The following is a 24,449-nucleotide window of genomic DNA, read 5'->3' on the forward strand; positions in this document are numbered from 1 at the left end:
ACCCGATACTTACCTCGAAATGGTATTTCTTTAGATACTTGTAAATAAACTTCATAGATCTTACCTCTTCTAGTTATAAGTTCAATTACAAAATCAAATATTTACTCATCTTACTAAAAAAAGAAGATATTATACTGATATTTACAGTAACAATGTGTATTCTTAACATAGTTTTACAAATGGAGGTTTGGTTGTGGGTATAAGTAGGATTGTGACAGGTGGTTGAGAGCGGATATCAAGAATTATGAGTGACTTATCGAGAAAACAAAGTTTGATATCAAGAATCTTAGAACTGATATCAAGAATAAAGAGAATATCAAGAAAAACCAGGTTATAGATTCCAAGAACTAGTTCACCATAGCTCGTACGATAAAAACTACTAAAATCCAAAATGGTATGGATAAAAGCAGTCCCCAAAAGCAGCCTTTACCGAAAGATCGTTCTTCATTCATATTAGTCCCCTACCCATCTAGAATATAAGTATTAACAGCATCTCACATTTCAATATCTTCTAAACATTATATCTATCAGGAATAAGGCAACTATTAACCTCTATCAGTCTCTTTAAGAAAGCAAAAAAAAGAGACATGACACAAAACTAGTCAGCCTCTCCTCACTTATTTTACTCACGAATCTGCCATAAAACGAGATCTATTTTCTTTGTATCTGTTAATCCTGTTTCTGGATACTCCGTGTCAAACATCCGGATGATCTCCTTAGCTTCTTCTGTTTCTAAATACATCCCATACCATGCCACAATTTCGTTATACAATGAGATAATTTTACTAATTCTATGTTTATCATATTGCGCTGGCTCTTTTAACCCTAAATTATTCAACACTACTCTATCCCAAACAGGCAAATCAGGATTAATCGTTGCTACCAATTTGCTAGAAAAGGATGCCTCCACCCTGTTTAATTTATCGTACATGTGCATCAAAGTCTCCGCAAATGTTGGAGTCTTATACTTGTTCGCTTCCATAAACGTATAGAAAGTGTCGTAATAGATTTGATTACGCTGCCTCATCCGATAGAACCCGTTAAACGCTTGTTTAAATGCTAGATTCGTAGATAAATCAACATTGTATATCATGTTGCGTATGTTTACGTATTTCTTTAAGCCCGGTTCTAACTTATCCAAAGCTAGACGCACTGAACGTTCATCCCATTGTGTGGTGACTGCCATAAATACTCATTCCCCTCAATTTCCATCGTATCTTGTATATTTCTGTAAAAAATTGTATTATCCTTTGTTTGCTTTACGTTATAATTACCTTATCTTGTAAAATGGAGTGATCTCGTATGGGGAACGTAACCACCTCTTCAAAAGTAAATAAAATTGTATTAACACTGGATCTGAAGTTGAGGCAATACTCAAACACTACGATTTATACGAAAGGGAATCTCTTTGTGTTATCGCCTTCTGTCCAAAATGCGCACAGCTGGTTTGATATTCGCAAAGTAAACCTCGACCGTTTCCATCAGAAATCCTATACAGGTTACTTGCTCATCCGCTATTTTGATAAATTCCTTCTTACAGAACTTGAATCTTTCACTAAACAGATGACACCTTCAGCCAAATATGTAAACTCGCCGAAAACGGGAACGCATTGGAAATTTCTTATCAGACCTTCACTACATACCTATCAAATCATTAATCAACAGACAAAACATACATACTCTATTAATGAAGTGTCACACGCTGAACTATTAAAAATGTTAAGTTCGTATTAAACTTTTAATTTCAAACTTTAATCGACAAATTTCGACTTTACTTTGCATTATTACATGCTAAATTAATAATAGTGTGACAAATTTGAAGGGATTGTGATGGTATGGTTTTAAATCAAAAGTTTAAAAAATTACTTGCTCCTTCTCTTGCGGTTGGGCTAATTTCTTCCCAAATCGCAGTACCAGCTTTAGCTGATGACCAAGCTCAAGGTAAGAAACATAAGTTTATGGATCGTACGTTTAATCTATCACTCATGCATACCAACGATACACATGCTCACCTAGATAATGTAGCAAAACGCATAACTGCTATTAAAGAGGTTCGTGCCGAAAAGCCAGATGCCTTACTTTTAGACGCTGGTGATGTGTTCTCAGGAACTCTCTATTTTAACGAATTTAAGGGACAAGCTGATCTTGAGTTTATGAATCTAGCAGGCTATGACCTTATGACTTTTGGTAATCATGAATTTGATCTTGGTGCTAGCCCTGAAGGTCACGAAGCGCTTGCGGATTTTGTGAAAAATGCAGATTTTCCATTTGTTAGTTCAAACGTTGATTTCTCTAAAGACTTAAATATGAAAGCCCTTACGAACAAAAGAATTCCGCTTAAAGCGAAAGATAGCAACATCTATCCTGCTGTTATCAAACGAGTTAACCATGAAAAAGTTGGATTCATCGGCTTAACGACTGAAGAAACTGCAGACATCGCAAGTCCTGAGAACGTTGAATTCAAAAACTATATCGAGTCTGCGCAAAAAGCGGTTAGAGATTTAGAACGCCGTGGTGTTAACAAGATCGTAGCGATCACTCACCTTGGATACGATGATAACCCTGAATACGATAACGATTTAACGCTAGCAAAACACGTTGATGGCATCGATGTAATCGTTGGTGGTCACAGTCATACAACATTAAACGCACCTGTCGTCATTAAAGAAAATGAAGAAGGCAAAGTGAAAGATTCAACGGTTATCGTACAAGCCTATCAATATGGTGATTTCCTTGGTACATTGGATGTAGAGTTCAACAGAAAAGGTCAAGTCATCAACCAAGCTGGTAAATTAATTGAAGTGAAAACAAAAACGGAAGATCCAGAAGCTGCAAAACTTTTACAAAAGTACTCTAGCAAAATTGCCGAGTTAAAGAACACTCCAACAGGTGGGGAAACAGCAAAAGCACTTGAGAATCCTCGTTCTGACAACGGCGGACCAAGTGTACGAAGCAACGAAACTGAACTGGGTAACCTCATCACAGATGGTATGTTAAACAAAGCAAAAGAAGTGAATCCAAGTGTTTCGTTCGCTCTTCAAAACGGTGGCGGAATTCGTGCTCCAATCGATGCTGGTCCGATCACATACGGAGATGTTTTAACAACACTACCATTCGGTAACACGTTAGCAACAATGAAGTTAACAGGTGCTGAGATCAAAACTGCACTTGAGCACAGTGTAAGCCAATCTCCAAAAGAAAGCGGCGGATTCTTACACGTTTCTGGTATGAAGTTCACGTATGACAGCACAAAAGCTGCTGGTAGCCGTGTACTTACGATGGAAGTAAAGAATGCTGATGATTCTTACACAGCAATTGATACAGCAAAAGAATATGTAATTGCAACAAATGCCTTCACTGCAAAAGGTGGAGATGGATACACAGTATTCAAAACAGCTTATGAGCAAGGCCGCGTAACAGATCTTGGACTATCCGACTGGGAAAACTTACGCGATTATGTAGCTAAATTAAAGACGGTCGATCCGAAAGTGGAAGGTCGAATTGTGGATGTAGCGAAGAAATAAGACAGAAAACAAGCTGGCTCTTTAGAAGAGTCAGCTTGTTTTTTTTGCGGCGGCGAGCCCTATTTTTCGATAAGTGTCTCGTCATTTTTGATATAAGCATCACGCCGCTTAAGATAGCGCGAGACTTGAATTTTCTTTATCAGAACCATCATCAAGAAACCAAATACCACGCCCAGCAATGAAACCCAATTTCCGCGTATAAGCATGAACAAATCACCTAAAAACATGTAGAAAAACAACGTATACACAGCCGCTAGCATGATGTTAAAGAATTGCAGCTCCTTTATTCGTCTCTTTTCAGAAGCTACTATAGGTTCTTTATTACGTGCAGAGAGAAGTTTCCATTCCTGTCTTATGATGATGTAGGGTTCGGTAAACCAAATTAATATTCTTTTCATTTTTGTAATTTTCCTAACTTAGTGGGGTTTACTACTATTATAAGCTGTAAGTAGTCATGCGTTAAGTAGCAGAAAGGTGTACTCTTCGGTCGCTACTGCTTCAATCCACATGGAGTTACACGATATGGACCTTCTATGAGTCGTTATCAAGAGTCTATGAGTCAAAAGCATGTGTCTATGGGTCGTCCCGCGAATCCTATGAGTCGTTCTGGGTCTTAACGAATTCTATGGGTCGTTACGTGCTGTCTATGGGTCAAAGTCACCTTGCTATGGGTCGTCGCAAAATCATCTTACGAAAAAAACAAAAAAGCTTGAGAACTCTCCCAAGCTTCCTCCAACATAACCTCTACTTCACCACGCGACTCAATGGCTTCAATTCATCTATATACAGCAGATTAGACAAGCGATTCGGAGTAAAGTTTGATGCAAACCCTACATATAACTGCGCTTTATGCGGATGGCGAATATCCGGAACACGAATCCCTAGACCTTCTGGCTCTCTAAATGAAAGATCTTGCCCTCCTGTAAATAACTCCCGATCAATCACGTCACCATTTTGCAGATTCACAACCGTAATATACGTGTTTCCAGTGGGCGCAACAGAGCCGTTCGATCCATATGCGTTGCCTTCTAGAAGATAGAGGAAACTGCCGTAGCTTGCAAACCCTTGAAACGTGCCTAGAGAGGGCTGCACCACATCTGCTACAGGTTCATATTTTCCTTCTTTTACATCATCTAACGAAAATACGCCAAAATGAAAGACACCATTCACTCGATAACGCATGGTAAGCAGGTTGTTGGCAGAATCAATGTTTACCGTCGTTCGATCGGCTCCTTCTATTAAACGGTGTTTTTCTAAAGAATCCGAATCAGGCGTTAAAATAGTACCCTCTTGAAACGGAAAACGCGCCAGCTGTGTTCCCCATCCTTCTTTTCCTTCAGCAACAGAATCAGTTTCGGACCAAATATAAGGAACACCATTCTCTGTTTCAATTCCCATCTGCACACCGTGACCAAAGCCTTTTAAATACATGTAACCGAGTTTGTTTCCGTCTAGATCAAGTTTCGTTAACGTCAGATCTCCATTCAGACTACGAGTGGCCCCACTGACAGGAGCTTCTTCACCTGGCAGTTGGATGCCGCCGGCCATCAGCTGCATCACATACACATGTCCATTCACATCATCAAATCCAAAAGATTGTTGAACCGTTCCATTATGTAGAGCTTTATCCCGAAATAGTTCATGTGCGGGAGCCTTAAGATCAAACACTTTTGAATGCGGGACGCTTTGTTTTGCACTTGCGGGAATGGATAGACTTAATGAAAGGGCCAACACTGTTATCATACCTACACTTTTTTTAACAACGTTCGTTTTCCATATATTCATTAGTAGTAGCCTCCTATTCGTTATAAATGCACTTCATTCTTGTTCATTTCCCTTTCAAGACGTGCCATTTTTCTACTCTCCATATGGTTGCCGAGCTTTGCTAACACGAGGGAGATAATAACAGCAAAACTTACAATTCCATAGAAGCCTGCCCCAATACCAATACCAACGCCACCCGCTAATAAAATCATAGCAGCTGATGTGAGACCTTTCACTTGAACACCGTCTTTTATGATGACGCCACCGCCTAGAAAACCAAGACCAGCTACAATCTGCGCCGTCAATCGCATCGGATCCATTCGAATCGTATCGCTCATCATACTGAACTCATCAACACTGTAAATTGAGATCAACGTAATCAATGTACTCGCTACGCACACGTACATGTATGTTTTGATCCCAGCTGGCTTGCTCTTTGATTCTCTGTCCCAGCCGATCAAAAAGCCTAAGATAGCACTGATCAGAACACGAAGATACATCTCATAATTCACTATAAAAGGAAAGGATATATGCAAGGTCGTCCTCCTTTAACTTTTGATCTCGTCTTTTTGTTTCTTTCGTTCTTCCAGTGCGGGTAACGGATTGTTACACGTTAAAACATTGATGCCTAATCCCAAAGCTTGAGAAACTTGCTCTTTTGTATCCGGACAATAACACCATCTTAAAATACCTAAATCCTTAAATTCTTCTATTAAATCAGGAGTAAGCAGCTTCATACTAATCCCCGCTGCCCACATTTTCGAATAGGTTCCGTTTGGTCCTGCTACAAAGTTGAACATCAATTCCCCCGGAAAGCCTTGTGTCCGAAGACCATATACGTCATGAATATACGCAACGATATCTGCATCAAAACTCGTAAACACACATCGCGGTAGATAATCGTAATCCTTTAACGTTTGAATGGTTGCAGCCGCCACACGTTTTGCATCAGGACTTGGTTTAATTTCTACATTAAAAAGAACGTCAGGATACGTTTTTAACAACTCACAAAATTCCTCTAAAGTTGGGATTGTATGCGATTGTCCGTCAGCATCTACTCCAGCAGATAAACCTTTTAGCTCACTAAGGGTAAAATCACTAACTTTTCCTGTACCGTTCGTCGTTCGATCCACCGTATCATCGTGAATGACCATGAGTACGGAATCTTTTGAAAAGCGAAGGTCGAATTCGAGCATATCCACTCCAGCATCAAGCGCTTTTTGAAACGCGATAAGTGTATTCTCAGGGTACTTTGCCATAAATCCGCGATGGCCCGCGATAAAAAAGGTATCGGTGTTTTTTAGTTGCTCGATCATTTGTTTCATCCTTTCAGTTAGAAAATAGCAAAGTCTTTGCAGCTCTTGACAGCAGTTGATTTCCGTTCCAGGTTGCTCGCTTTCCGCGGGGTGTGCGGTGAGCCTCTTAGCGCTATGCGCTATTAAGAGTCTCACCTGTCTAGTTACAGTGACTAGCCCCTCGAGGTCAAAAGTTAAATGGTTAAGAAGGCAAAGAGCGCCTTCCAACCCATTCACCTTTTGCTTGTCGGGGCTGAACAAGCCACTTCCACTTTTCGAACTGTCCCACTGCTCCCGCTGGAGTCTCGCACCTTCCACTCCAATTTCTTTAAAAGAAGTAAAAAAATAACATAATAATGAAAAACAAAAAACCTAGAGTCATCAGTTAGACGTATTGAACTGACTGCATTCCTCTAGGCTTTTTGGTCATTGCATTAACTTTCAGAGAGGATTCTCTCTACTTCACCTTTAAATTGATCAAGGGTTGGTTCGATTTCTTCATCATCATACATGATCGCTTCAATCGCTGAGAAGAACTCATGCATCGTTTCTGGCCAAACCACACTCTTATTGTTATCTACTGCATATTTTAACTGATCATACGCTGTTTTCTTGTTCGGCTCTTTTGCCCATAGATCTTGAATTTCTTTGGAGTCTACCATCTTTTCTGTAAACGGAAGGTAACCTGTTTCAACAATAAACTGTTGTAACCCCTTCGGATCTTCCATCATGAAATCAATGAACTTCCATGCCGCTTCTTTGTTTTCAGATCCTGCAAGCATCGCAACGTTCCCGCCACCTGTTGGCGTAGCGTGGATTTTATTTTTAGGTAGAAAAGCCGTTACATACTCAAAGTCTGTATTCTGGTTGATGTCACCGATTACCCCTGTAGATTGGAACATAAGAGGTACTTTTCCAGCAGCGAACATTTGGTTTACAATGTTTCCTGAATCCTGTGCTGGTGGGTAATAAAGAGCACCTGTTTTCTGCATGTCTTTTAAGTATTGAAACACTTTAACGCCAACATCATTTTTAGCAAATCCGATAGACGTTTTATCTTTGTTAAAATACATTCCTTTTGATTGAGAGATCATAGCGATCGGGTACCACGTATCGTAAGGCATCGTAAGGCCGTAGCGTGTAACTTTGTCGCCTTCTTTAACAACAAGTGCATTTGCTACTTCGTTTAATTCATCCCACGTAGTAGGAACCTTTAAGCCTTTTTCATCCAAAATCGTTTTGTTTACATGAAGAATTGGTGTTGAACGATTCAATGGCAATGAAACAAGCTTATCGTTAAATGTTGAATGTCCCATCAGACCTTTTGTAAAATCACCCTTCTTCAAGCCGCTTTCTTTTAGATAAGGTGTCATGTCTTCCAGCACTTCAGACTCTGCAAACTGTTGTACATATGAGCGTTCAAGCATCGTAACGTCAGGACCTGTACTTGCTGAGATCGATTGTTGAAGCTTAGTCGACGTTTCATCATACGTTCCTTGGAAAGTACCGACTACCTTCACTTCATCCTGGCTATCATTGAATCGTTGAATCAACTGATCCATGAACTCGCCGTTCTTACCGCCTAATGAATGCCAGAATTGAATCGTTGCCGTACCGCCTTCTTTGGACTTCGTACCGCTGGTTTTCTCAGTTTCCCCTTGGCAACCTGCAAGCATCATAAACACCAATACAGCCATTGCACTTAATACGTACTTCAATTTCATAACATAACCCTCCCCATCTTTTATATAGCTTATTTGATACCTGAATACACAAAAGCTTTGACGATCTGTTTGGAACATAATAAGTAAACGATTAGAATCGGAATAACCAATACCACGTTACCAGCCATAATAATGTGCCAGTTGCTGATTCCTTCAGATTGCTTTAACATCGCAATACCAAGCGTTAACGGCCGAACTTCATTTGAATCTGTCATAACGAGCGGCCAGAAATAATCATTCCAGTGACTGACAAAACTAAAGAGTGCGATTGTAGCGAGTGCTGGTTTTGCCATCGGCGTCATGATTTTCCACATGATCTTAAATTCACTCGCATTATCAAGCCTCGCTGCTTCAATAATCTCCTCAGGAATCTGCATGAAATATTGCCGGAGCAAGAAGATTCCAAACGCGTTAGACATAAACGGCAGAATCTGCGGAATCAATGTCTTGATCAAACCCCAATCTGCCATCATTAAGTAGATCGGGATAAAAGTTACCTGCCCTGGCATCATAAACGCGATTAACACGAGAGCAAAAAGGACGTTTTTTCCGAAAAACTCATATTTGGCGAACGCATAGGCTGCCGGAATCATCACAAGGAATTGAATAATGATGATCGACAATGTAATGATGATCGAGTTCTTGGCATAAGTTGCAAACGGACCTGATGTCATCGCTTCTACAAAGTTGATCCATTGCGGTGAAGACGGGATCAATGTAGGCGGAACGCTGAGTGTCTCCTGAAACGTCTGAAGCGAGGTCGAGATCATCCATAGGAACGGAAAAATAAAGGCGAATAAGATGGCTGCTTTTAGCAAGAAATCTACCGACAACCAAACGTTATGTTTTTTCAAAACCTATGATCCCCCTTTCTATCTAGCTTTCTATGAACTTATTGATAATGAACTTTCTTCGACATCAAACGGAAGTAGATAAACGTTAGAATTCCGATAATGACCATCAACACGACGCCAGTAGCGGCCGCATAACCAATGTTTGTCGTTCTGAATCCATAAATATAGTAGACAAGCGTATTTGTTGCATTGTTCGGTCCACCACCTGTCATGATTCGAACCGTATCAAAGACTTTGAACGAACCGATCGTCATGATGATCAAGATAAAGAACATTTGTGGTGAGATGAGCGGCAGTGTAATTCTGCGGAACACTCTGAATCTACTCGTGTTATCGAGTTCCGCTGCCTCATAGATATTTGGCGATATGCCTTGCAGCGCCGCGACCAAAATGAGAACGTAATACCCGATTCCGTGCCAAACCGAAACGATAATAATAGAAAAAAGTGCTGTTTTCGAGCTTTGCAGCCATTGTGATGTTGGAAGACCTAATTTTTCTAGAGCAAAATTCAGAAACCCTAGATTCGGTTCCATCAGCCATAGCCATACGAGTGAAACGGAAACGATTGAAATGATATGTGGGGTGAAGATTCCCGCTTGGATAATGTAATTCAAGCGTGTTTGTTTTTTGAGCCATATCGCAAAAAACAAGGAGATGAGCATCGTCAGAACAACAACGCCACCCGTGTAGATCACGGTGTTCGTAAGCGACTTATAAAAATCAGGTCTGTTGAAAATTTGAATATAGTTATCAAAACCAACATACCGACTCATCGCACTGTTCAATAAATTGTATTTGAAGAAGCTAAGGTAGACTAAATAGAGCATCGGATAGATCACAAACAAAAAGATACCAATCATGGCCGGGCCGATCATGACATAGGGTCTACAGGTTTCCCAGAACGTCTTTTTCTTCATCTCAATAACCTCTTAAAGCTTCAAGATACGAGGAATAACGTTCATGATCTTTTCTTATTCGTGTCCCTTCTGAATCGAAGAGATAAATCTTATCTTCAGGTACCCCTATGTGAATCTTTTGGTTTACTTTGTAGAAGGCATAATTGCTTTTCAGCATGAACGCGCTATCTTTGTACTTCATTTGGTAAAGCGTTTCTGAGCCAAGCATCTCACGCGTCGCAATCTCGCCTTCCATACTCAAATATTCATCGACCGGCGTGTCTGACGTTTGCGCGCTCTCTGGACGGAATCCAAACTTGACACCATCTATACCAAGTTCTCCGATATTCATCGGTGGCGTTCCGATAAACTGAGCCACGAAGAGGTTGTTCGGTTCATGATAAATTTCTTCAGGTGCTGCCTCTTGCTGAATCAATCCGTTATTCATCAGCACGATCGTATCTGCCATCGACATAGCTTCCACCTGATCATGTGTTACATAAACAAAGGTAGTGCCTAACCTCTTATGAAGCTCGATCAAATCGAGTCGCATCTGCGCTCGTAGTTTGGCATCCAAGTTAGACAGTGGTTCATCCATCAGAAACACGGAAGGCTGCTTAACCATCGCACGAGCTAAAGCCACACGCTGACGCTGTCCGCCAGAAAGGGTGGAAGGCTTTCGGTCTAGATAGTCCGTCAGACCAACAGCAGCACTGATGCTTTCTACCAACTTTGTTCGTTCTTCTTTTTTTACTTTGTTATTCTTAAGTCCAAATTCAATATTCTCTCTTACAGACATCGTCGGATAGATCGCATAGTTTTGAAAAACCATGGCCACTCCTCGTTTTCCAGGTGCAACCGCTGTGACATCATCTCCATTGATCAAGACAGCTCCTGAGCTCTGCGGCCCAATTCCAGCGATCATCCTTAACAATGTCGTCTTCCCGCATCCTGATGGACCTACCAAAACGGTAAACGTTCCATCTTTGATTGTGAGGTTAAGATCTTTAATAATATCTTTTTTCTCGAACTCTTTCGTCACATTCACAAACTCAATAGATGCCATTGACGCTCCCCCTTTTGCAAACAACTTTCTCTGCTTAAACATTTACAATATCTTAATAAAGCGCTTACAAATATAAAAAGTCTTTACAAATGCACTATAATGATTGTTTTTGTTGATTTATATTAAATTTAAAGAATATTACCAAAATTGTCAATCACTTTTCGCTCGAATTTGTTTGTTTTACATTATATTTACATTTAAGTGTTCGTTAATGTTTGTTTAGTCACATTTAAGAAATAATAATTTCTATTCCACTTTCTTTGAACTGTTGAATCTGTGTATCTGAAGCTTCTTCACCTGTAATGAGTTTATCTACCTTATTGATTGGTGAAACCATGTGAAGAGAAACACCGCCTAGTTTCGTGTGATCGGTAACGACGATCACTTCACTAGCAGCGTTAATCATTTCCATCTTCGCTGGCACAAAAAGCTCTTCAAAATGAGTTAGTCCTTTTTTAGGATGAATGGCAGGTGTACCAATGAATGCTTTATGGACATGCAATTTCTTTAGTACATCGTTTGTAAACATACCGTTTAGCATAAAGCTCTCTGGATAAAGCACACCACCTGTCACGATGACTTTTATTCCTTTTGAATCACGAAGCTCTGCAGCTATGTTGATATCATTCGTAACAACGGTAATATTCGTTTTGTTCGCGATATATTTTGCAATCTGAAACGTCGTCGTCCCCGAATCCAGGATAATACTATCGCCTTCTTGAATCATTTCTGCTGCTTTTTCTCCAATACGCTGTTTTTCCTCCACACGCTCGGTTGCTCGTACAGTGAATGAAGGCTCAGAGTGAATACCTTCTCCTAAAATAACACCACCATGGGTTCTTCTAAGATGACCTTCTCTCTCAATTTCCGAGAGATCTCTTCTGATCGTTGCTTCATGCACATTAAACTCCTCAGAAAGCTGCGTGACTGTTGCAATGTTTGTCCTTTTTACAAATTCAATAATCTTCGCTTTTCGTTCTGCTGCTAACATAACGTTCTCCCCTTACATACACTAATTGTTTGTTTCTGTTAGTTTACATGAAATTTATGTTTTTTTGTGTGTATTTAATAAAAAAGCTTTCCTTCGATTGAAGAAAAGCTTGAATGTTATTTAAGATGCCGACCAGTCAAAATCTAAAATAATTTTCTCCCAATGTCTATGTTCGGATGCCGATTTCATCGCCGTTTGAAAATCCGACAGATTGTGGATCGGTGTATTTCTTTTCGGCAGGATCGCTTGGAGTGTCTTTTGGTACTCTATGTTCTCCATCGCTCTCATTACTGCATGATAATCCGCACTCGAGCTACGGCTGCTGCCATAAAGCGAGAGCCCTTTTTCAAGAACATCTCTTGTATTGATCGGAACTCGATCCTCTGAAACACCCATTAAAATGATTGTTCCCCCGCGTGCGGCAAGATCAATTCCTTGGTTGATGGCATGCTCACTAAAAGCTCCACCCGTGCACTCTACAATGATATCTACCTTTTTAGAAGATTTAAAATCATAGTTTTGGACTAGCTTTCTTGAAGCAAACGTGAACTGTTTCAGCTTCTCATCGATTGCACCAAACACCGTCAAACGCTCAGGGCCAAGATCATACACATGGTGAATCAGAGCCGCGGTCAAATAGCCGACTGGACCATCTCCAAAAACGGCTACCGTCGTGTTTGGAGAGGATTCTAACTTCTGCTTAACGCGACTAAGTGCATGATAAGACACGGTACATAACTCTGAAAGAACGGCTATTTCATTAGGAAGTGAGTCTGGAATAGGGATGGCGCATTCTGCAGGTAGAACTAACCGATTTTGAGCAATTCCGTCATAGCCGCTTCCTAAGAATACATTCTTCTCTCCATAATTGGCGATAAACTCTTGTTGCGAGTACGAACTACACTCTTCAGGATCTCCTTTTTTAAGCAGATGCCCTGGAATATTAGGAACGATCACAACACGATCTCCAACGCTTACTGAGTTACATTTACTTTCAACTACTCTTCCGATTCCCTCATGCAATAGGGCCATTGGAAGTTTTTTAGTAAGCACTTCAGGCTTTCGGTGCCCCATAAAATAACGTAAGTCTGCATGACAGATGCTTGCAATCAGCGGTTCAACAACCACTTCCCCTTCATTAATCGTTCGATTAACGGTAACCTCTTCCATCTGATAAGGACCTAATAAACGATACGTCCTTGAATGGATTGACTGTTCCTGCACAAATCATTCCTCCTCGTATGAAGACCGGTAGTTATTTATTGTTCGTTTTCGCTCAGTTAAAGTTCATTTATGCTCGTTAATGTAAATAATAGTCATACGTTGTTTGTCTGTCAAGAATTTTAAGCAAAATTGAGCTAAAAGTAGATATAAAAAATACCTTGAAAGGAGTTTCACCCTTCAAGGTCTCTAAAAGAATTATCGGTTACTATTTTTTATCATTTCCAAGTACGAATCTATGAAGCTTTCTTTCAGTTTAAATGGAATGGAGCAGCCCTTAGGTTTATTGTAAAAAAACCTCAATTACCCCTATACAGTCATTTGCTTTAACCGTTTCATTACATGAGGACGTTTGTAGCCAAATTCGTCATGAATCTCTTTGTACAGTTCAAATAAAGTCTCATATTTTTCAACATGGTTCGGCTTTGGATAGTAAGTCTTTAGAAAAGGTTGTTTCATAGATTGTACGACTTCCTCTAACTCCAATCCTCCTGCAGCAGCACCTAACATGGCCGCACCAATTCCGGAAGCATGATCTGTGGAAGACACATGAATCTCTCGGTTAAGGACATCGGCATAGATCTGCATGAGCAGTTCGTTCTTTTGTGGCAGCCCGCCGCAAGCATATACACGGTCAATCGCAATTCCCCATGACTCGAAGTTATCAATAATTATCTTTGATCCAAACGCTGTAGCTTCAAGGTATGCCCGATAAATATCCTCTGGCTTTGTTTGCAACGTAAGACCAATTAAAGTTCCAGTTAAGTTGGAATCGGACAATACGGATCGATTTCCATTATGCCAGTCTAATGCTATCAAGCCAGTTTCCCCTGGTTCCTTTTGAATCGCTAAGGATTCCAGATAAGTAAATAAAGATAGATTTTGTTTCTTGGCTTCCTCCACATAAGAAGATGGAGCTTGTTTCACATACCATCCAAAGAGATCACCAACAGCCGATTGACCCGCTTCATAGGCGTAAAAACCAGGTAGGATGCCATCATTCACCACCCCTGAGATGCCAGGCACTTGAATAAATTCTTCATTTAGCGTCATATGACACGTAGATGTTCCCATTACCATCGTAAGTTGATTAGAACGTGATGCACCAACACCAAGGAGAGCAGAATGAGCATCAATGATTGAGACTCCAACAGGTAACCCTTTAGGTAATCCTAATGAGTTCGCCACCTCTTCTGTAAGGACACCCGCTCGTTGGCCAACTTTGCCTACTTTTCCTTGTAACTTTGTATGTACCATCTGCCCTAAAGTAGGATTCAATTCTTCAAAGAACTTTTTGGGAAAGCCTTCTTCCTCACTCCAAAAGGCTTTAAATCCAAGAGAACAATTGCTTCTCACCACTTCTCCAGTCAGTTTTGCAACGATCCAATCTCCCGCTTCTAGCATATAATCGGTAGCTTCATATACATCAGGTGCATGATTAATCGTCTCAAGACATTTTGGAATAAACCATTCTGTTGATACTGTGAAACCATACCTTCTCAGCCATTCACTTTTTTCATATAAGGCTTTATCCAACAACGCTTGCGCTTCTTCTTTTGGCCCATGATGCTTCCAAAGTTTTACCCAAGCATGAGGATTATTTTCATATTCTTTTAGCGAACATAAAGGATCTAGGTTTTCTTTCACACAGAGAAATGTTGAGGAAGTAAAATCAATTCCAACCCCAATCAATTCATGAGGATGGATGTTAGCTTCTTTCATAGCAGTAGGAATACCATTGTATAACACATCGAGATAATCTTGAGGATGTTGCAGAGCAAAATCGTGAGGAATCTGAACACTTTGGTCTGTTGGAAGAACATCGACCATTACCCCGTGTTTGTAGGGAACGGTACTTATGGCTTTTATGGTTCCAGTACTCACCTCAACCACAATTACTCGTCCAGACTCCGTGCCAAAATCAATACCAATAGAATAACCGGACATCTTTATTCACCTCTTATGTAAGCGCTTTTCCATAATCATATAGAATATGTATGGAATTCTCAACATAAATGAACATAAATGAGTTCGGTAGTGTGCAAATATAAACAATTAAAATTTACTAACAAGATTTAAGATATTCATGTAATGGTTCTATAGTCACGAAAAGTTAATGCTATATTGTATTTTTTTCCATATATGATAGGATAAAAGTATGATAACCATATAAAGGCAAACTTATTGAAAAGTAAGGACGCAAAGCCACGGGTCTAAGGTGCTTCACACTACGACAGCCGGGCAGCTAAAGGTATATTCGCATTTAACCTACGGCTAGATTGTAGGTTTTTTATTTTTTATAGGCATACATTTTGAAAGGTGAAATAGATACGATGAAAAAAATTCTCTTCCATTCGACGTTGGTCACTATTGTCCTCATTTGCGGGTTATCTCTAGCTTACTTTCTATTTACAACGATTCCACAGAATCAAGCAAAGCCTGCTGTAACTGAAGTGAAAACCACTACCATAACAAAGGAAGTGGCTGCAAAAGAAAAGTCAAGTTTAAAGTCTATAATCAAAGCAACTCAAGACAAGGTTGTGCAAATTGAGACATCCAACGGCCAAGGCTCAGGGTTTCTATATAACAACAAAGGAGATATTGTTACCAATGCCCATGTAGTAGGGTATGAAGTTAGCGTAACGATACGCATGAGCGATCAACAAACGTATACAGGTAAAGTGATCGGGCGGAGTGAACATACGGATATCGCTCTGATTCGTGTTCAAGAGTTAGCAAATACTACTCCATTAAAGGTAAAAAAAGAGAAAGCAGAAACTGGTGACGATGTTGTAGCATTAGGCAGTCCACTCGGTTTGCAAAACACGGTAACTGTAGGAATCATCAGTGGACTAGATCGCTCCTTCCAATTAGACCGCTACTACTACGAGAACATGTATCAAATTACAGCACCTATTTCACCGGGTAATAGTGGAGGACCGATTGTAAGTGGCATAGACGGATCGGTGCTTGGTATTAACTCTGTCAAATACATTAAAGAAAACAATATTGGATTTAGCATTCCGTTGTATGCCGTATTGCCGACGTTAGCAGAATGGTCAAAGAACCCGATGAATCTTCAGCCATATGAAGAAGATCATGATTTTGATTACGAAATACCAGAGTATGATGGAGACCTTTCTGAGGATGAAAACGATGAAGGTGCATATTATGAGGATGGATCAGATTCTGACACGAACACCGGTATGGATGAAGAATACAGCGAAGAGCCTTATGAAGAATACGAGGAAGATGAATATTATGAAGATTACGATGAAGGATATGAGTCTTCCTACGAAGTAACACCTGATGATGCGGTATACACTGTTGAAGAATACTATAATTATGTGAATGCTGGAGAATATGAGCTAGCTTACGTTCTGATTGGCGGTAACTGGAAAGCTTCTTCTCCTTCATTAGAAGTATTTACTGAAGGATATGCACAAACAATATATACTACGATTACGAATTCTTACGTGAGCGATAACGGTGATGGCACATATCAAGTTGATATTACGTTAGAGGCACAAGAATATGTAAATGAAACCGAACAAACTTCCGTTTATCAGATGAGCTATGTGGTCGGAATGGAAGATGATAGACTTAAATTATTAGGTGGAGAAATGGTTAATTAAAACATTACAAATAAACAGCACTGCAACTGCAGCGCTGTTTGTTTTTATTTTATACGAACCGACACTGTATCCCCTACATGTTTCGAACTAAAATCCAACTCAACACGCAATCTTCCCTCATCATCAGCCCGTGTCTTCACAACTTTAGCACCTCGATCACCTTTAATCTTCACGTGATACTTTCCGTTCGGCTTAAACCAAGGTGCTGTTTGAACATCTGCTTTTCCTGAACCCTGAAGTTTGAATCCTTTCTTCGTCACGTCGGATAATCTAGCAAACTCCATTTCATCTCGATCGAATGTAACATCCCAGCCGTAGATAGAAAAGGATGATTCAGCCGACTTATATTGAAAAGGAATCGGCGCTTCTGGGGGATTATTAAAGATATCCATGAACCGAGGCAACGTTTGGTGCAGATCGCGCTGCCAATAGCCCCACGTATGAGAACCTGGTCCATAACTATCCCACACATGTGAAATATTCAGTTCATCTAACCGATTATGAAGACTCGTTGACATCACAAAGCAAGTCTCTTCAACCGGAGATTCCAAACCACCATCCAACGGTCCGCCCGCTTCACCTGTTCCCGTGTGTATGGCAAGATCTACACCTTCCAAGTTTTCTGCTAGGTCCCAAGGGTTATGGCTTCTCCAAATGATCTCATTCGTTTCTCTGTCACCCCAAACGGTTCCAGGTGGTACTTTTTCCTGGTTCTGAAAGATCGTCTTCTCTAAAAACTCAGGGTCTAGATTCGTATCAAGTACACCTGAAAATGATGCTGCAGCTACAAAAAGATCGGGATGCCTTGCTGTGTATGACATCGCACCAAAGCCACCCATAGACAAGCCTGCTATCGCTCGTCCTTCTCTTGTTCCTTTTGCACGATAATGTTGCTCCACCCAAGGAATGAGTTCTTCGATATGATACTTCTCCCACTGTGGTGGTCCATAGGCACCTCCGTTATACCAATCCGAATAACTCGCACCTCGCCCCGCATCAGGCATAACTACAATTAACGGTAGATCCTCTGTTATCTTTTCAATATCCGTTCGAGCCGTCCATGCTTTGTAGTCACCACAGCAACCATGTAGCAAGTAAAGAACAGGGTATGTTTGCTCTGATTCCTCATATCCTTTAGGCAAAATGACTCGCAGTGATGTCTGTTTACCTAATGCCGGACTATGAAGTGTAATGTCGTGAAGCCTCTCACTTAGGGGAGTGTCGGAAATAAGCTCCACTTGTGCATGAGCTTGTCCACTTGGATAAAGGGGAATAATGAATAGAAATACAAGTAAACACTTAAGTAAAATCCGAAACATGGTATGGCCTCCTCTTCTACTTACCTTAATTTTCCTTATATAAGAATAAGATTACAGGTCATGAGTTGCATTTACAATGAGGCTAAGGGCTTTACGTGAAAGAAGTGATTCTGGGTATAATATCCTTACGTTTTTTTAGCCGAAATTATTGCTTCATTAAAAAAATCCCTGTTTCCAGAGATTTCTTTAGCTATTTATATTTTTATTCTTCGCGCTATAAATTCTATATATAATCCCAATAGCTGCAATAACCAACACAACCACAAGGGAAAAAGTCGTTTTGACATAGGTGTTATAACCCATTGCGATTATAAACGCTAAGAGAATGAATATGTTTAGCATGGATATAACCCCTTTCTCAAAAGTTTCGGGATCTTTCCGACTTTCTATCATAGATATTTAAGAACGCTTCAACTACAAAAAACACGACTAGTCCAACAATTAAAATAGTAAATGAATGCGTAATAAGCTCTCTATCTAGAAAAAATTCAAAGTACGAATTAATTAACAGCAACACTGCCCATACGGTAAAGGTACACCAGCAAGCAATATTAACATTCCTCCGCTTGATCTTTTCATTGTGCTTGAAGAACATTGACATTCTCCTTTCTAGTTGTACTTATAAATATCCTTTATTTGTAATATTAAACATTTGTTTAATGATGTTCAAAAAATAATGCTCCTATTTGTTAAAACAAATGAAAAGATAGATTTTAGAAGTAGTATTGCGGAGAAGAAATAAAAATAATCGCACAGAATAACAAGCTAACTACGAGTAACTATATAATAGTAGAAACTCAAATAAAAGCTTAGATAAAATTTTATCTAAGCCCTTCAAGAAGTATTTATTTTATTATTTTAAACGTATTGCCACAACTTCTGCAAAACGGGAGCCATTCGTCGATTCAATCACTAATCGTACAGCATCGGTACTAATTGGCTCACTCAACTGATATTGCTTTCTTCGTGTATGATTGTCTTTCTCTACAATGAGTTCCTTCCACTCGTTATTCTCTTTCTCTAGCGCTTCAATTCTGTAGTCTTTCACTAGTTCAGGAAACGCTTCAAAAGGTGTTCGTTTATCATGCAGATTATTTAAATCCTCATTTACATCATTATTGAAGATTAGCTGTATTTCAGAAATTGTTCTTGTTTCAGGTAACTTTACTTCTAACCATTCTTCCTTCCCATCTTGCATTTCAGATGAGGACCACATATTTGGACCACCATAAGGGCGTAGATATCCATTAACGACTTGCTCTGGCATATAAGCATTCGTTTCATCGTGTAAACGGATACAGAAATGATCACGACCAATAGGTTTTTGGCTCCATTGTACAATCAACTGATTATTATCAATAGCTTGAAGCAACCTTGAGATATTTGCTGATTTTTCTCGCACAAAACCTAGTGTACCTGTTTGTGGTTCTGATGATTGATGGATAGAAACAGCATCATTTTCACGTATAACGATAAAGGCATTTTGAGGTGAATCAGGTGTCCAAGGAAGTTCAGCAGTCACCCAATTCTTTTCTCCTCTTGAAACATGAACTGTATCACTAGCATGTTGCTCACCTGAAATATAATTTTCTAGACGCCCCGTGTCCCATAACTCCACTTTAATTTCGGTATCCTCTTTAGCATCGACTAAAAGATCAACCTTCGTAATTTTAGGGTTGGCTGGAACAATAAACGCAACATCGTTTGTTAGTTGCATGGTTTGTTTGGATAAAGGTAAAGATAAGTTCGTTAGTTGACTAGACGCTTCAACCGTAGCACCTTCAGTCAAGTCACCCTCGTAGGTTACACCGATCATGGCCGCATCGTTCCACAGTAGTTTTTGTTGTAGTTCAGTCATGTGATTTTCATAAACATCTCTAGGAGTAACCCCTTTATCAACCGCTAAGGCTGCACCTGCACCTGCTGCCTCACCCATTACAGAACACGTTGCCATAACCCGAGTTGCGCCAAAAGCAACATGGGTCGCGCTAATGTTTCGACCAGCAAACATCAGGTTACTGACATTTTTAGAATACAAACTTCTAAACGGAATTTGGAAATTCCCATCTGTGCAGAATAATTTAGAGATATACTCGCTTGCATACATACCTTCAGGTGGATGTAGATCGATGGACCAGCCTCCGAATCCGATATTATCATCGAATTGTTTCTGAGTTAAAAGGTCGTTCTGCGTTAAGATATAGTCTCCAATAAAACGGCGATATTCCCGCTTCCCTGGAACACTCCCCACCCATTCTAGGGTCATGTTTTCTGCATCGAACTCCCCTGAATTTTTGATATAATCCCAGATTCCATAAATAACAGACCACAGTTCATCACGAATATGTTCATTATCATAAAGTGTGTCTAGGTGGGCTTCTCCGCCCCACTCGATCCACCAATAGTAACAACCATTGTCACCCGCTTTAAAGACACGTTTCATCGGAATTGCCGTCTTCGTTATATCTTGAGCAAAACTTGGGGCAACAAATTTTACCGGATGGCCTGCATCCTTTGTATAGAAAAACATCGTACTGCCAAGCGTGATATTATCGGATTTCTCTGGCGCCCATTCTTCTTGAAACTCATCATACGCTTCGCGTCCGATACGATATTTTGCACCCGCAAGAAACCCAACGAACCCGTCACCTGAGCAATCTAAAAACATAGGACTTTCAAAACGAAGCTTGCGTTCTGATCCCATCATAAAACCAGTAACAGAACGGATTTGCCTATCGTTTTCATCTCCGTCTGCCTCAACTTCATACACATTTGTGTTCAGGAAAAGGTGAATATTCGGTTCTCTCCTTACCGCTTCTAGTACTACAAGATCCCAATAGTATGGGTTTCCATCGGGATTTAAGAATTGATTCTCCGTTAACATCTCACCAATAATTCCTGTTTCACGAGCATAACGATTAACTCCCAGACCAGTCGCGCCTAACACCCAAACACGTATTTCACTACTAGAGTTCCCCCCCAGCACAGGTCTGTTCTGTACGAGCGCTACCTTTTTTCCGAGTCTCGCTGCTGAGATTGCTGCAGAAACTCCAGCTAATCCTCCCCCTACAATAGTGATATCTGATTGAACTGTTTCTAGTTTCATATAAGAGCTCCTTTGTCCGCTTATTGGTTACCTTATTCCAAAACAAATCGTTCTTAATTTCCTTTATTCAACAGTTAGTTTAATTTATTTCATTATAAATTTGCTACTAGACTTATAACATGCACTAATGTAACATTGCACATATATTTTATTTCACTTACTCAAAAGAGGTGGTCTGAATTTGGATAAAAGATATTTATGGGTATGTTCGTTAAAACTGTTATCGTATACCTATTTTGAACGCAAGGAAAATTTCGTAATGAATGAAGATATCTATGATTCTTGGATTTTGTTCATGATCGATAGTGGGAGCTTCGATTATCAAATCGAGGAAGAGGTTGGAACAGTTGAACCCGGTGATATACTAGTTTGTCCACCAGGAATTACGTTTCGTCGAAAAATTGGAACACCCATCGCACTACATTTTATTAGCTTTGATGTAGACGAAGATTTAAAGTTGAATCAGTTTGTGTTACCTCGCTTTAAAACTACACTTTCAGACCGATTACGATTAGACTCAGATATTAATTACCTACACAACTATCATTTAACGAATGATCCGAAAGAGTTTATACAGCAGCAACATATGCTCAATGATATTTGGCAGATGCTCTGTAATGAATGGGATAAAGAAATGCATCCTAATGAATATCTGTATCACACTTATTCTGGAGATCCTTTAATGAATGAAGCTTATGAATGGTTGTTGAATAATGCCTATTCAAAATTTAATTTACGTGAGCTCTCTGATTTAGTGGGTTTGAGTCCTGTACAATTTTCCCGCCGATTCCAACGTGAATTTCACATGAAACCGTCCGAGTTTGTAAAAAGGTTACGCATTCTAAAAGTAGCTCGCCTTCTCATCGACACTAATTTAACATTAGAACAAATCGCTGAACGATGCGGCTATGAGAATGGATTCTATCTTAGTCGTGTATTCAGAGGAGTTATGGGAATGAGTCCTTCTGAATATAGAGTTCAAAACATCGTTTAGAATGATTAACCTCGCACTTTTTTGCTTGTTTATGTTGACAAATAATTAAATAACTCTTTATTATGAACACATATAAACAAAAACAAACACGAATATCATAAACTTCATATCACGTTAGGAGGTTGTACATTTTTAACCTTAAATTTCAGAACATTAATAATTTTTAGTCTTCTCTAAATTGGTAACTCATTCATTTCTTTGAATGAATAAGTAGAGTAATAGAAAGGAGCTGTACTCTTTGGCCACATATTTGATCCGAAGATTCATTTATTCGCTCTTTGTAATATGGGGAGCCATTACAATTATCTTTGCAGTGGTCCGGATTATACCAGGTGACCCTGCCGCCGTAATGCTAGGGAGTAACGCTACTCCTGAACAAATACAATCGTTAAAAGAATCTCTTGGTTTGAGCAAACCGCTCATTGTCCAGTATGGGGAATTCATACTGAATGCTGCCCGTTTTGACTTTGGTGAATCTTTTAGACTTGGTGGATCCGCCATTTCACACGTTATGGAAAGATTGCCATTCACCGTAACACTAGCGTTCACAGCTATTTTATTCGCCATTCTTATTAGTTTCCCCCTTGGGATTCAGGCCGCTCGCAAACCGAATGGGATAGCTGATAAGATGATCTCTTTTATCTCACTATTTGGGCAATCTCTTCCTACCTTCTGGGTGGGTATCGTGTTAATTTTAATTTTTTCAAGGATACTTGGAGTCTTACCTAGTGCTGGAGCAGGTTCGATCTGGCATCTCATAATGCCAGCATTTACGTTATGTCTACCTTTCATCGGTATGATCGTGAGACTTGTTCGAAGCGGAATTTTAGAAGAATTGCGCCAAGGATATGTACAAACGGCTCGCTCAAAGGGGCTCAAGCAAAATTTTATTCTGTACATTCACGTACTTCGCAATGCGCTCATTCCCGTGGTTACCGTATTGGGCTTATTATTAGGAGAATTTATTGGAAGCGCTATCATTATCGAGGTTGTATTTTCTTGGCCAGGAATCGGTCGTCTTTTAATCAATTCCATTTTGTACCGTGATTATGCAGTCGTTCAAGCTGCGGTTGCTTTAATTGCCGTTATCTATATCATCCTCAATCTTGTAGTAGACATTCTGTATGGCTACATCGATCCAAGGGTTACTGTGGAGGAATCATCATGAATGATGTGAATGTAAAAACTGTCATAAATAATGAGAGCGAATTTATACCCTCTTTTAAAAAACAAATCAACTGGAAGATCGTCATACTTAGCCTTCCTGTTTTATTGTTTGTACTCACTGCCATTTTTGGACCGATGATTATAGATTTCAACCCGGTCAATACCGATACTGCCAATCGGGTACTGCCTCCTGGTTCAAAGATTGGTGATGAAATATCCTGGCTAGGAACAGATCAACTTGGTCAAGATGTTTTGGCCCAGATTATACACGGCGCAAAAATCTCTCTTTCTGTAGCAGTGGCAACTGTTTTAATTGGAGGAGGTATTGGTGTAGTCCTCGGATTACTATCAGGCTATTTTGGCGGCTGGGTAGATGCAGTCATTATGCGTATAGCAGATATTCAGCTATCGTTTCCAACCATATTATTAGCTATATTAATAGCTGGTGTTTTAGGACCAAGTGTTACCAATGTCATTATCACACTCTCCATCACACGTTGGGTAACTTTTGCCAGAGTAGTCCGCAGTGCAACTCTTACCGCTAAAAATAAAGATTTTGTAGACTCTGCCAGAGTCGTGGGTGCGTCACATCTACGAATTTTGACTAAGTACATCCTGCCTGTTTGTTTATCCCCTTTGTTAGTCGTCGTAACCGTCCAGATAGGATTAGTCATTATCTCTGAAGCTTCACTAAGCTTTTTAGGTTTAGGTACACCTCCAGACAATGCCTCATGGGGATTACTGATTTCTCTTGGTCGTGATTATATTAGTACGGCTTGGTGGATTTCAGTCATGCCTGGTATCGCCTTAGCCATATTAGTTGTTTGTGTTGGATTTTTGGGAGATACATTGAGAGATGAATCTGACCCATATTTAAATAATTAATATATTGG

General features: G+C 39.9%; 20 protein-coding genes and 1 riboswitch. Of the genes, 6 read left to right on the forward strand and 14 right to left on the reverse strand.

The features are described 5' to 3' along the window. Positions 1-622: 622 nt before the first annotated feature. Positions 623-1,186: a hypothetical protein gene (locus tag IHV12_RS04715; RefSeq protein ID WP_197190021.1), complete on the reverse strand. Its 564-nt coding sequence runs from the start codon at positions 1,184-1,186 to the stop codon at positions 623-625. A 116-nt stretch (positions 1,187-1,302) separates the two neighbouring features. Here IHV12_RS04715 and IHV12_RS04720 point away from each other — a divergent pair, with 116 nt between their 5' ends. Continuing rightward, complete coding sequence (locus IHV12_RS04720; protein WP_197190022.1) at positions 1,303-1,734, forward strand: hypothetical protein; 432 nt, start codon at positions 1,303-1,305, stop codon at positions 1,732-1,734. 101 nt (positions 1,735-1,835) lie between these two features. After that, positions 1,836-3,524 carry a bifunctional metallophosphatase/5'-nucleotidase gene (locus IHV12_RS04725; RefSeq protein WP_231620636.1) on the forward strand — a complete coding sequence of 563 codons (1,689 nt, stop codon included), beginning with the start codon at positions 1,836-1,838 and terminating at the stop codon, positions 3,522-3,524. A gap of 59 nt (positions 3,525-3,583) precedes the next feature. Here the strand turns inward: IHV12_RS04725 and IHV12_RS04730 are convergent, their stop codons facing one another. From IHV12_RS04730 to IHV12_RS04780, 11 genes are all read right to left on the reverse strand, one after another. Continuing rightward, a complete protein-coding gene (locus tag IHV12_RS04730; RefSeq protein WP_197190023.1) occupies positions 3,584-3,922 on the reverse strand; it encodes a hypothetical protein in 339 nt (112 codons plus the stop codon). A gap of 346 nt (positions 3,923-4,268) precedes the next feature. Next, positions 4,269-5,309, reverse strand: coding sequence for a hypothetical protein (locus tag IHV12_RS04735; protein WP_197190024.1), 1,041 nt, complete (start codon positions 5,307-5,309; stop codon positions 4,269-4,271). Positions 5,310-5,329: 20 nt separating this feature from the next. Continuing rightward, on the reverse strand, positions 5,330-5,788 hold the full coding sequence (locus tag IHV12_RS04740; RefSeq protein ID WP_197190362.1) for an MgtC/SapB family protein: 459 nt from the start codon (positions 5,786-5,788) through the stop codon (positions 5,330-5,332). Between the two features lie 48 nt (positions 5,789-5,836). After that, entirely contained in the window at positions 5,837-6,604 is a 768-nt protein-coding gene (locus IHV12_RS04745; protein ID WP_197190025.1) for a glycerophosphodiester phosphodiesterase family protein, read from the reverse strand. A 413-nt stretch (positions 6,605-7,017) separates the two neighbouring features. Then, a complete protein-coding gene (locus tag IHV12_RS04750) occupies positions 7,018-8,307 on the reverse strand; it encodes an ABC transporter substrate-binding protein (protein ID WP_197190026.1) in 1,290 nt (429 codons plus the stop codon). A gap of 29 nt (positions 8,308-8,336) precedes the next feature. Continuing rightward, a complete protein-coding gene (locus tag IHV12_RS04755; protein ID WP_225218893.1) occupies positions 8,337-9,077 on the reverse strand; it encodes a carbohydrate ABC transporter permease in 741 nt (246 codons plus the stop codon). 122 nt (positions 9,078-9,199) lie between these two features. After that, a complete protein-coding gene (locus tag IHV12_RS04760) occupies positions 9,200-10,078 on the reverse strand; it encodes a carbohydrate ABC transporter permease (RefSeq protein WP_197190027.1) in 879 nt (292 codons plus the stop codon). A gap of 1 nt (position 10,079) precedes the next feature. Next, the gene (locus IHV12_RS04765; RefSeq protein ID WP_197190028.1) at positions 10,080-11,123 is read right to left on the reverse strand and encodes an ABC transporter ATP-binding protein; all 1,044 of its coding nucleotides are present in this window, start codon (positions 11,121-11,123) and stop codon (positions 10,080-10,082) included. A 229-nt stretch (positions 11,124-11,352) separates the two neighbouring features. Further along, a complete protein-coding gene (locus tag IHV12_RS04770; RefSeq protein ID WP_197190029.1) occupies positions 11,353-12,114 on the reverse strand; it encodes a DeoR/GlpR family DNA-binding transcription regulator in 762 nt (253 codons plus the stop codon). 120 nt (positions 12,115-12,234) lie between these two features. Further along, a complete protein-coding gene (locus IHV12_RS04775) occupies positions 12,235-13,338 on the reverse strand; it encodes an alcohol dehydrogenase catalytic domain-containing protein (RefSeq protein ID WP_370568764.1) in 1,104 nt (367 codons plus the stop codon). Between the two features lie 306 nt (positions 13,339-13,644). Further along, positions 13,645-15,282 (reverse strand): ribulokinase, encoded by a 1,638-nt coding sequence (locus IHV12_RS04780; protein ID WP_197190030.1) that lies wholly within the window; start codon positions 15,280-15,282, stop codon positions 13,645-13,647. A 217-nt stretch (positions 15,283-15,499) separates the two neighbouring features. Then, positions 15,500-15,585, forward strand: a riboswitch (cyclic di-GMP riboswitch). An 83-nt stretch (positions 15,586-15,668) separates the two neighbouring features. Between IHV12_RS04780 and IHV12_RS04785 the strand changes: the two genes are divergently transcribed. Beyond that, the gene (locus tag IHV12_RS04785; RefSeq protein ID WP_197190031.1) at positions 15,669-16,970 is read left to right on the forward strand and encodes a S1C family serine protease; all 1,302 of its coding nucleotides are present in this window, start codon (positions 15,669-15,671) and stop codon (positions 16,968-16,970) included. Between the two features lie 44 nt (positions 16,971-17,014). Here IHV12_RS04785 and IHV12_RS04790 read toward each other — a convergent pair whose 3' ends face one another. Both IHV12_RS04790 and IHV12_RS04795 read right to left on the reverse strand, forming a co-directional pair. Beyond that, on the reverse strand, positions 17,015-18,289 hold the full coding sequence (locus IHV12_RS04790; protein ID WP_197190032.1) for an alpha/beta hydrolase: 1,275 nt from the start codon (positions 18,287-18,289) through the stop codon (positions 17,015-17,017). A gap of 853 nt (positions 18,290-19,142) precedes the next feature. After that, on the reverse strand, positions 19,143-21,395 hold the full coding sequence (locus IHV12_RS04795) for an FAD-dependent oxidoreductase (protein ID WP_197190033.1): 2,253 nt from the start codon (positions 21,393-21,395) through the stop codon (positions 19,143-19,145). A 181-nt stretch (positions 21,396-21,576) separates the two neighbouring features. On the opposite strand from IHV12_RS04795, the gene IHV12_RS04800 reads away from it, so the two are divergent. The 3 genes from IHV12_RS04800 to IHV12_RS04810 all read left to right on the forward strand — a co-directional run bounded on the left by IHV12_RS04800 (position 21,577) and on the right by IHV12_RS04810 (position 24,441). Beyond that, complete coding sequence (locus IHV12_RS04800; RefSeq protein ID WP_197190034.1) at positions 21,577-22,389, forward strand: helix-turn-helix domain-containing protein; 813 nt, start codon at positions 21,577-21,579, stop codon at positions 22,387-22,389. Between the two features lie 238 nt (positions 22,390-22,627). Further along, positions 22,628-23,557: an ABC transporter permease gene (locus IHV12_RS04805; RefSeq protein WP_197190035.1), complete on the forward strand. Its 930-nt coding sequence runs from the start codon at positions 22,628-22,630 to the stop codon at positions 23,555-23,557. After that, complete coding sequence (locus IHV12_RS04810) at positions 23,554-24,441, forward strand: ABC transporter permease (protein WP_197190036.1); 888 nt, start codon at positions 23,554-23,556, stop codon at positions 24,439-24,441. Before IHV12_RS04805 ends, IHV12_RS04810 begins: the two co-directional genes overlap by 4 nt. The last annotated feature ends 8 nt before the right edge of the window (positions 24,442-24,449 follow it).

Source organism: Fictibacillus sp. 7GRE50 (assembly GCF_015903875.1).
Classification (GTDB): Bacteria; Bacillota; Bacilli; order Bacillales; family Fictibacillaceae; genus Fictibacillus; species Fictibacillus phosphorivorans.

Coding starts and splice junctions, on each gene's coding strand:
- IHV12_RS04780 (WP_197190030.1), bottom strand. CDS start 15,282: ATGTCCGGTTATTCTATTGGTATTGATTTTGGCACGGAGTCTGGACGA.
- IHV12_RS04745 (WP_197190025.1), bottom strand. CDS start 6,604: ATGATCGAGCAACTAAAAAACACCGATACCTTTTTTATCGCGGGCCAT.
- IHV12_RS04740 (WP_197190362.1), bottom strand. CDS start 5,788: ATGTATCTTCGTGTTCTGATCAGTGCTATCTTAGGCTTTTTGATCGGC.
- IHV12_RS04755 (WP_225218893.1), bottom strand. CDS start 9,077: ATGATCTCGACCTCGCTTCAGACGTTTCAGGAGACACTCAGCGTTCCG.
- IHV12_RS04785 (WP_197190031.1), top strand. CDS start 15,669: ATGAAAAAAATTCTCTTCCATTCGACGTTGGTCACTATTGTCCTCATT.
- IHV12_RS04765 (WP_197190028.1), bottom strand. CDS start 11,123: ATGGCATCTATTGAGTTTGTGAATGTGACGAAAGAGTTCGAGAAAAAA.
- IHV12_RS04795 (WP_197190033.1), bottom strand. CDS start 21,395: ATGAAACTAGAAACAGTTCAATCAGATATCACTATTGTAGGGGGAGGA.
- IHV12_RS04760 (WP_197190027.1), bottom strand. CDS start 10,078: ATGAAGAAAAAGACGTTCTGGGAAACCTGTAGACCCTATGTCATGATC.
- IHV12_RS04790 (WP_197190032.1), bottom strand. CDS start 18,289: ATGTTTCGGATTTTACTTAAGTGTTTACTTGTATTTCTATTCATTATT.
- IHV12_RS04720 (WP_197190022.1), top strand. CDS start 1,303: ATGGGGAACGTAACCACCTCTTCAAAAGTAAATAAAATTGTATTAACA.
- IHV12_RS04725 (WP_231620636.1), top strand. CDS start 1,836: ATGGTTTTAAATCAAAAGTTTAAAAAATTACTTGCTCCTTCTCTTGCG.
- IHV12_RS04770 (WP_197190029.1), bottom strand. CDS start 12,114: ATGTTAGCAGCAGAACGAAAAGCGAAGATTATTGAATTTGTAAAAAGG.
- IHV12_RS04735 (WP_197190024.1), bottom strand. CDS start 5,309: ATGAATATATGGAAAACGAACGTTGTTAAAAAAAGTGTAGGTATGATA.
- IHV12_RS04750 (WP_197190026.1), bottom strand. CDS start 8,307: ATGAAATTGAAGTACGTATTAAGTGCAATGGCTGTATTGGTGTTTATG.
- IHV12_RS04730 (WP_197190023.1), bottom strand. CDS start 3,922: ATGAAAAGAATATTAATTTGGTTTACCGAACCCTACATCATCATAAGA.
- IHV12_RS04810 (WP_197190036.1), top strand. CDS start 23,554: ATGAATGATGTGAATGTAAAAACTGTCATAAATAATGAGAGCGAATTT.
- IHV12_RS04715 (WP_197190021.1), bottom strand. CDS start 1,186: ATGGCAGTCACCACACAATGGGATGAACGTTCAGTGCGTCTAGCTTTG.